11 protein-coding genes and 1 pseudogene are annotated in these 6,916 nt (G+C 58.0%); 11 read left to right on the top strand and 1 reads right to left on the bottom strand.

Translation table 11 applies throughout. From position 1 onward, the window contains the following. Positions 1 to 294: 294 nt before the first annotated feature. Positions 295 to 693, bottom strand: a complete 399-nt coding sequence (locus HUW43_RS12765) for a MarR family winged helix-turn-helix transcriptional regulator (RefSeq protein ID WP_082665249.1) — start codon at positions 691 to 693, stop codon at positions 295 to 297. Between the two features lie 225 nt (positions 694 to 918). On the opposite strand from HUW43_RS12765, the gene HUW43_RS12770 reads away from it, so the two are divergent. From HUW43_RS12770 to HUW43_RS15975, 11 genes and pseudogenes are all read left to right on the top strand, one after another. Further along, positions 919 to 1,158: a ribbon-helix-helix domain-containing protein gene (locus HUW43_RS12770; RefSeq protein ID WP_058804239.1), complete on the top strand. Its 240-nt coding sequence runs from the start codon at positions 919 to 921 to the stop codon at positions 1,156 to 1,158. A gap of 3 nt (positions 1,159 to 1,161) precedes the next feature. Continuing rightward, the gene (locus HUW43_RS12775) at positions 1,162 to 1,590 is read left to right on the top strand and encodes a putative toxin-antitoxin system toxin component, PIN family (RefSeq protein WP_062900424.1); all 429 of its coding nucleotides are present in this window, start codon (positions 1,162 to 1,164) and stop codon (positions 1,588 to 1,590) included. A gap of 118 nt (positions 1,591 to 1,708) precedes the next feature. After that, a pseudogene (locus HUW43_RS15750) lies at positions 1,709 to 2,089 on the top strand (PRC-barrel domain-containing protein). A gap of 114 nt (positions 2,090 to 2,203) precedes the next feature. Further along, positions 2,204 to 2,506 (top strand): hypothetical protein, encoded by a 303-nt coding sequence (locus tag HUW43_RS15755; protein ID WP_136173717.1) that lies wholly within the window; start codon positions 2,204 to 2,206, stop codon positions 2,504 to 2,506. Between the two features lie 170 nt (positions 2,507 to 2,676). Then, positions 2,677 to 3,180 carry a helix-turn-helix domain-containing protein gene (locus tag HUW43_RS12785; RefSeq protein WP_058804235.1) on the top strand — a complete coding sequence of 168 codons (504 nt, stop codon included), beginning with the start codon at positions 2,677 to 2,679 and terminating at the stop codon, positions 3,178 to 3,180. Next, entirely contained in the window at positions 3,119 to 3,517 is a 399-nt protein-coding gene (locus HUW43_RS12790) for a hypothetical protein (protein ID WP_058804234.1), read from the top strand. Before HUW43_RS12785 ends, HUW43_RS12790 begins: the two co-directional genes overlap by 62 nt. A 39-nt stretch (positions 3,518 to 3,556) precedes the next feature. After that, positions 3,557 to 4,030, top strand: coding sequence for a hypothetical protein (locus HUW43_RS12795; RefSeq protein WP_223181517.1), 474 nt, complete (start codon positions 3,557 to 3,559; stop codon positions 4,028 to 4,030). A 157-nt stretch (positions 4,031 to 4,187) separates the two neighbouring features. After that, on the top strand, positions 4,188 to 4,784 hold the full coding sequence (locus HUW43_RS12800) for a GntR family transcriptional regulator (protein ID WP_160328053.1): 597 nt from the start codon (positions 4,188 to 4,190) through the stop codon (positions 4,782 to 4,784). Between the two features lie 138 nt (positions 4,785 to 4,922). Beyond that, the gene (locus tag HUW43_RS12805) at positions 4,923 to 5,060 is read left to right on the top strand and encodes a hypothetical protein (protein ID WP_160328052.1); all 138 of its coding nucleotides are present in this window, start codon (positions 4,923 to 4,925) and stop codon (positions 5,058 to 5,060) included. Between the two features lie 60 nt (positions 5,061 to 5,120). Next, entirely contained in the window at positions 5,121 to 5,768 is a 648-nt protein-coding gene (locus HUW43_RS12810) for a lasso peptide biosynthesis B2 protein (RefSeq protein ID WP_188237759.1), read from the top strand. Between the two features lie 92 nt (positions 5,769 to 5,860). Then, a partial coding sequence (locus HUW43_RS15975; RefSeq protein WP_188237760.1) for an asparagine synthase-related protein occupies positions 5,861 to 6,916 on the top strand: 1,056 nt, incomplete at its 3' end.

Consider the following 6,916-nt stretch of genomic DNA (forward strand, 5'->3'; position numbering starts at 1 on the left):
CGATGGCCCACGGCCACAGCCGAAATTACACCACCTTGACGGACGCGACCGGTTTTCTCGGTCGGCAGCCTATCAGAAGATGCCGATTGAAGGAATCGAAAGAGTTTCCGGAAATGGACATATTGCCTTCCCTGATCCGGTGAGCATCCAGCCATCTCCTGTTCCCATATGCAACTTCACACCAACGTCAGCTTCCCTCCTCCTCCCTTGGACTTGAGGCCGGATTCCCCGTCCCTCGCTTAGGTATGATAGATTGTGTTCTGGACGATCGAGAACGCGGCGGCCAATCAGATTCTATCGGAGCGGCACATTCGCCCGGGACTTCGCATAGTCGTCTAGAATGCACCGCAGGGTCGCTCGACCGCGAGCGGTCAGGGCGATGTTCGTTCGGCGCCCGTCGTGAGGATCGCGCTCGCGAGCCACAAGTTTCCGCGATTCCATCTCAGTTGTCTGCCGCGTCGCCGTCGGAACCGAAACGCCACTCGCATATCCTAGGCTTGAAACCGGCAGCCCTTTACCGACCGTATCCGCGACATAGAGTTCCAGTAGCATGATCCAGCCCGCATGGCTCCAGTCTTGCTTCTTGAGGTACCGCGCAATGATCTGCCGTTCGACAAGTAGTTCACGGCAAAGGCCAAGTCGTCGAGCTTCGACATCGAACGGTGGATCATCTTGTTCGATCCGCGTCGCCATGCGTCCGTTTGCGCCTCGCGTCAGTTTGACGTGGAGAGCCGGAACGTCCGGCGCCGAGGTGGATGCTGCGATCTATTGTGTTCCGTGCAGAGGCTCGAAAATCGGGTAGGCTAAAATCGAGCCCCCCTGTGGTAAAGTCGATCCAGCGCATATGTCGGAATCGAATCTTGGCGTAAAAGATGGTCAGCGCTTATCCGCATAGGCGTCCATGAGGAGTTTTTGATTATGGGTGGTGCGACGCGCTGGACCGTCAATGTCGCGCCCGAAACCGACATTGATGTCCGCACATACCTAGCTCAGCGCGGAATGAAAAAGGGCGACCTATCGCGCTTCATTGAAGAGTCCGTGAAATGGCGCCTGCTCGATCTTACGCTCGCCGAGGCCCGCGCCGGTTTCGATGACGTCTCGCCGGAAGAGATGAGCCAGTTGATCGATGAAGCGATTGCGGATGCGCGTCGGAACTGATCAATGCGCGTTGTCATCGACACCAATGTGCTTGTCAGCGCCCTTTTGCACGGGCGGTCGCTTCCCTTTCACCTGATTGCCTTGTGGTGCCAAGGCAAGATCACCTTAATCACCTCTGCTGAACAGCTAGAGGAAATTCGGCGCGGTACGCGCTATCCCAAACTGCGGGCTCGCTTGAATCCAGCCGTTGTCGGCAGACTCGTCAATGAACTCAAGGGCAGCGCCATTGTTATAGAGAATCTGCCCGACGTGTCCGTCAGCCCGGATCCCTGGGACAACTATCTTCTGGCGACGATTGAGGCCGGGATGGCCGAACTTTTGATCACCGGCGATAAGGCCGACTTGTTGAGTCTCGGGCGCCACGGCGGGGCGCGGATTATCACGGTTCGGGAATGCCTGAGGCTGATCACAGGAACCGAGCCTGATATCTAGCGCCTCGTCGGCGCCAGAGCCGGCGTCCCTTCAGCCGAGACGACTCCATCTCATCGGCCGAAACTGTGAGAGCACGGCAAAGGGCCGCTTTGACTTCATCGACGCAGAGCCCGTGACGATGCCGAGTTCGCTATCGCTCGCGTGGTCGACTGGGGAGCCTAAGGAAACTCGGCGCAAGCAGAGGCGCTGGGCGATTGCGAAGCGCCAGGCGGGACTCGACCGCGACCGCGACCGCGAGAAGCTCGGACCGATCTACAATTTCATGGTCACCAAGCGCTAAGGTCGCGTCGAATATGCGGTCCTCCAGTTCGGCGGTCTATTCGGTCTTGGCAGCGACTATTATCCGCTGCCCTGGGACGTCCTGACTTACGACACCGAACAGGGCGGCTATGTCGTCGATCTCGACAAGAAGGTTCTCGAACAGGCGCCGCGCTATGGCGCCGATAGCAAGCCGACCTTTGATCACGACTATGGTCGCGGGATCAATTATCCGTTCTAGTTTCCGGCGCAGGATTCGGATGCGAGGTAACCGCATCGGAGGGCTGCCTCATCGGCGCGGACTGTCCCTGCGCGGCAGCACGAGCGGCAATCCGCCGACCGCCTGCCGCCGGCGATGCATATCATCTGCGACCGCATCAATGATCACGACGAAATGCTGCGGTCGATCGCACGGATGGATTTCACGGTCGCGCCGGGCCGCGGTGACGGGGCGAAGAATGGCGGCGGCCCCGATCCGCGCGATCCGACATGGGCGCCGCGCGGGCGCACATCGGCGTCACGGCCGTTCGGACGACCCCCGAACAAGATGAAATCCTCCGTATCCGCAGCCATGATTTTCACTAACCGGACCTTATCGCAGAGCACCCATACGAGATACTCGGTGAAGAAAAGCAAATCGTTGCCAAGGGTTGCCTGAAAATTCCGGTCCGCCTACTCCCGTGTTAAGTTGAAATTCAGAGAGAGTCGGGAACCGGCTCTGTTGACGGAATGCACGGGGAGCCGCTTGCAGAATCCGTCGGAAAGCAATGCTCGGGTCGAGAAAAAGAGGTGCTGTTTTAGATAGCGTAAGGGACTTGCCGTCCATTGATGGCAAGCAGCGCGCACTTGTCTGCTAGTGATGTAAAAGAGCCGAGCATCGCTCTCTGCGAACGCTTGGCCCCGCGCCAACGCGAGTGCCTCCGCCATGTCTATCGGCTCAAGACCTCCAAGGAAATCGCCCTCGAATTGGGTCTGGGCGTCGGCACCGTCGACACTTACATCAGCGAGGCTGTCGCCATTTTGCGCGCCCGCAATCGCCGGCACGCAGCGGAACTTTTCCACGCCTTCGAAGACGCCGCGATGACCCCCCGCAAAATGCAGTTGGAGAATACGGGGGTAGGCACCGGCCAGGCCGATGAGCCACCGGAGAAGGCGGAACCACCGCCCACCTCCTGGGTCAGGTTGCTTCCTCTACGAACCATGGGAGTATCTGCAAATGACCTCGACCCGTACCTCCGTTACTTCTGGCTCGTCTTCCTTGCGATCGCGCTTGCAGTCGGCTTCGGCATGCTCGCCGTCGGACTCGACGTCCTCTCCCGGCTTCTCGGATAGAAGGTCCGACGATGAAGAGCGCATCAAGCATCTGACCGAATCGCTGTTCGGCTACGAAAAACTGCTGCAGCAGATTTTCGCGGAAGGCGGGCGGCTCGCCACTGCGGCAATCGACGCGCAGACGCACCAAAATCTTTCGCCGCTGGTCGGACATCAGATATTGTCGGCCCTGACCAACGCGCAGCTCTCGGTTACCGGAGCGCTCGGTTACATGGCCGAAGGTCATCGACAGCTTGAAGTGCTGGCACAAAAGCTGGGCATTGATCCTGAAGCTTTCGGGGATGTCGTCAAGCGCCCAAGCGCGCGCGGCGCGACGCCCCTTGAATTGGCCGCCTGACCAAGGGGGCCGCTGCTCGTGATCGTCATTGTGGCATTCATGATCCTGCTCTTCCTCGTCTCTGCCTATGCGCAGTGGCGAGGCGGAGCCCCGGAAAGGACTGCGTCGATCTGCATGGTCATCGCCACGATGGGAACTTTTTGGGCCGGACTAAGCAATCCATCCTATCGCGACGTCGAATGGGAAATGTTACTTATCGATTTCGGGCTCCTGCTGGCGCTTTCGGCAATCGCCGGGGCGGCAGACAGATTCTGGCCGATCTGGCTGGCAGCCTTTCAGTTGGTTGCGGTCGCGGCACACGGCGTCACGGCATACAATCCCGAGATCTTGCCCGTCGCCTATTGGTGGATCGTAGGTAAGATCGCCTATCCAATGGTCGCAATCCTCGCCATTGGGACACGGCGACATCACCGCAGGACACGTGACGGGCTCCAGGAATATGCTTGGACTCATCAGCGACATCGCGCCGCATCTTCGCGCGCGAAGACGATCACACCCGCCCCGCGTTCCTGACTGATTCGTCGCATCGCCGCCGACGCGCGAACCGTGGAGGGGCTCTGTGGCGACCATTCCACGCCGGGATTGACCACAATGCTCAGTCCGAGACTCCACTAAGCATCGGTCATGTCCGCGACTGGCGCACGGGCGCTCGAACTCGGAGTGTATGAAGATGAGCGCAGATCACGGGCTTAGCCAAAGAGCCTACACCAGCCTTAAACTCGATCTCATTGAAGGTCGTATCGCGTCTGGGCGAATCAATATCGGACAACTAGCTGATCGATATGGAATGAGCGCGACTCCGGTCCGCGAGGCGATGTTGCGGCTCGTCGGCGAAGCTTTACTCGACATGCCGGTAACTGGCGGATTTGAAATACCGTCGCTCGACGAGAATGCGGCTCGCCACCTCTATATTCTGAGCCAATATGTAATGCTCACAGCCGCCTCGTGCCGGAGCAGTCTCCTTGTTTCCCATGACTTTAATCAACAGGACGAGCTCGGCGCGCCGCCGCCGATTGAACTACTCTTCGACTCGATCTCCCAGGTGACCCAGAACGTCTTTTTCATGCATTTGGTCCGGAATCTCAACGATCGAATGCGTCGGATCCGGCGCGCCGAAGAGCGTAAATTGAGCGGTTTGCGCCGCGAATTCGATGCTTTGCTCGGGAAGATTGAACGCGGAAACAGGCAGTCAATCAGGCGATCGGTAGTCGCATATCATCGACGCCGTATCCGTAATCTTCCTGAAATCATGAGTGGACTTACCTAGGGCGGCCTCAAGAATGCCGATACCGGGGTTCGCCCCTTCCATATATAGCTTCAGATTCAGAACATATATGTTTGGATATATCCTCTGAAACTGGGATTCTTTCGGTGTCGCATTTGTGCGGCGGGAAAGGAGACTATCATGGACAAGGAACCGAACTATCGCGACGCTGAACTGATCGACCTCGGCACCGTCACCGAAGAGACCCACGGGTCGAACGAAAACATCGCGCCGGACGGTGTGCAGCCGCGCCAGCCGCTCGGCATCGTCGTCGACTGATCAATGGCCGGCCGGGAATGGATAAATTCCCGGCCGGCTTTTTCCGCCAAGGCGTCACTCATGCTTCCTTCGTGGGTTTCGAGCTGCGAAATCGATGGTCAGGTCGTCTTTCTGGATGTCCTCGCAAATCGATATTCACGCTTGGAAAAGGAGGCTGCGTCTGCCCTCGGAAGAGGAGACGTTGATTCACTGCAACCGAGCCTTCGGCGCCTGATTGAGGATCGCCACTGGTTGAACTCCAATGCGGAAGGAGCCCGTAGTTCCTGCTGCGCAATTACTCGCCCAGCTCGTGAACATTCCGCGGAATTCGATATGCGTTCGCCATCCGGCCGGCAAATTGCATCGGCATTCAGATCTCTCGCCAGCGCACGATTCACCATTGCACTGCGCGGATTCGATGAATTGCTGTGGTGGGTGCAACGCAATAACACGATCGCCCAGACAGAAGGCCCTCCGGCGTCAAACCGCAGCGGTCTGATATCAGCATTCGAATATGTAGAACGGTTTGCGATCAGGAGGGATCGCTGCCTGCTCCGTTCAATCGGCCTTCAGCATCTTTTGGCCCAAAACGGGTATGAGAGCACACTGGTTTTCGGTGTTCGGCTTCATCCATTCGAAGCCCATTGCTGGCTTCAGGATGATGACCTCATCCTCAACGATACGATCGAAATGGTCGGCCCCTTCGAACCTATCAGAGCAGTGCGATGATCGGCAGATTCTTAGCCGTCAGCTCGCCGACCCAGGTCCCATGCGCCCTCGACCTACATTTGGATGAAATAGCTCATCAGTCGGGGCTGAGCGTGACCCATCGTGACGAACGCCTTGTCGTCTATTCCGACAGCGGGTTGGAAATCAACCACCTCACCGATGGCACTGGCGTCGTCGTTGGCGACGTCTTCTGCCGGCATGTCCCGTCGCGCGCATTTGGAAAGAACATCGACGAAGGGGCGCGTGTCACGGCGGCGTATCGAGGCGGCCATTTGAACAATGAATATTGGGGTTCCTATATCGTCCTGGCCAGTTTGCCCAACGGCGTGATCACCTGCGAACGATCCCCATTCTGTAGCATCAATGCCTATTACATAGTCGAGGGCGGAGTCCTCGTTGTTGCCTCGGACACAAGGCTATTGCTGGAAATGGCAAGGCGCCCGCCGTCGATAAACTGGGAATCAGTCGCCAGACATCTGATTTGGGATAATCTCAGCATGTCATCCACATGCCTCTCCGGAGTTTCCGAGATCAGGTGTGGAGAATCGATCAAGTTTGAAGCCCCACGGGCGCTTGAGGCCAGTTTTCACTGGGACCCTTGGAAGTTCACCAATCCCGACGTCCTGATCACCGATCCAGATGAAGCCATGGAACTTGTTCGCCGGGAAATTCTTCGCTGCATCGGAGCGCAGATGCCGCGCGGACGGTTTTACGCCCTCGATCTTTCAGGGGGCTTGGATTCGTCGATAATCGCGGCGGGGTCCGCCACTGCTGGGCGTGAAATTCACGCGATCACGATGTTCAGCGAAGGAAACGATGGGGACGAGAGGAATTTTGCAAGAAGCGTAGCCAGCCACTTACATATCTCCCTGGACGAGGGTGCGCCTGATCATCGAAGACCAGATCTTCTTCATTCGGCGCGGCCGCACTTGCCCCGACCCCACTCGCGGTCCTTTGTTCAAGAAACCGATCGCATCTCCCTCGAAATGGCAACGGACCGGTCGATCGACACATTTGTCAACGGTCAGGGCGGCGACGCCGTATTCTGCCATCTGCAGAGTTCCGGACCCGCGGCGGACACCCTTCGAGCGAAAGGTCCGGGTCGCGTCCGTCAAGGTGGTGTAATTTCGGCTGTGGCCGTGGGCCAT

Origin of the sequence: Sphingopyxis sp. LK2115 (assembly GCF_014595975.1) — a bacterium.
Taxonomy (GTDB): Bacteria; Pseudomonadota; Alphaproteobacteria; order Sphingomonadales; family Sphingomonadaceae; genus Sphingopyxis.

Coding starts and splice junctions, on each gene's coding strand:
- HUW43_RS12765 (WP_082665249.1), bottom strand. CDS start 693: ATGGCGACGCGGATCGAACAAGATGATCCACCGTTCGATGTCGAAGCT.
- HUW43_RS12770 (WP_058804239.1), top strand. CDS start 919: ATGGGTGGTGCGACGCGCTGGACCGTCAATGTCGCGCCCGAAACCGAC.
- HUW43_RS12775 (WP_062900424.1), top strand. CDS start 1,162: ATGCGCGTTGTCATCGACACCAATGTGCTTGTCAGCGCCCTTTTGCAC.
- HUW43_RS15755 (WP_136173717.1), top strand. CDS start 2,204: ATGCATATCATCTGCGACCGCATCAATGATCACGACGAAATGCTGCGG.
- HUW43_RS12785 (WP_058804235.1), top strand. CDS start 2,677: ATGGCAAGCAGCGCGCACTTGTCTGCTAGTGATGTAAAAGAGCCGAGC.
- HUW43_RS12795 (WP_223181517.1), top strand. CDS start 3,557: ATGATCCTGCTCTTCCTCGTCTCTGCCTATGCGCAGTGGCGAGGCGGA.
- HUW43_RS12800 (WP_160328053.1), top strand. CDS start 4,188: ATGAGCGCAGATCACGGGCTTAGCCAAAGAGCCTACACCAGCCTTAAA.
- HUW43_RS12805 (WP_160328052.1), top strand. CDS start 4,923: ATGGACAAGGAACCGAACTATCGCGACGCTGAACTGATCGACCTCGGC.
- HUW43_RS12810 (WP_188237759.1), top strand. CDS start 5,121: ATGCTTCCTTCGTGGGTTTCGAGCTGCGAAATCGATGGTCAGGTCGTC.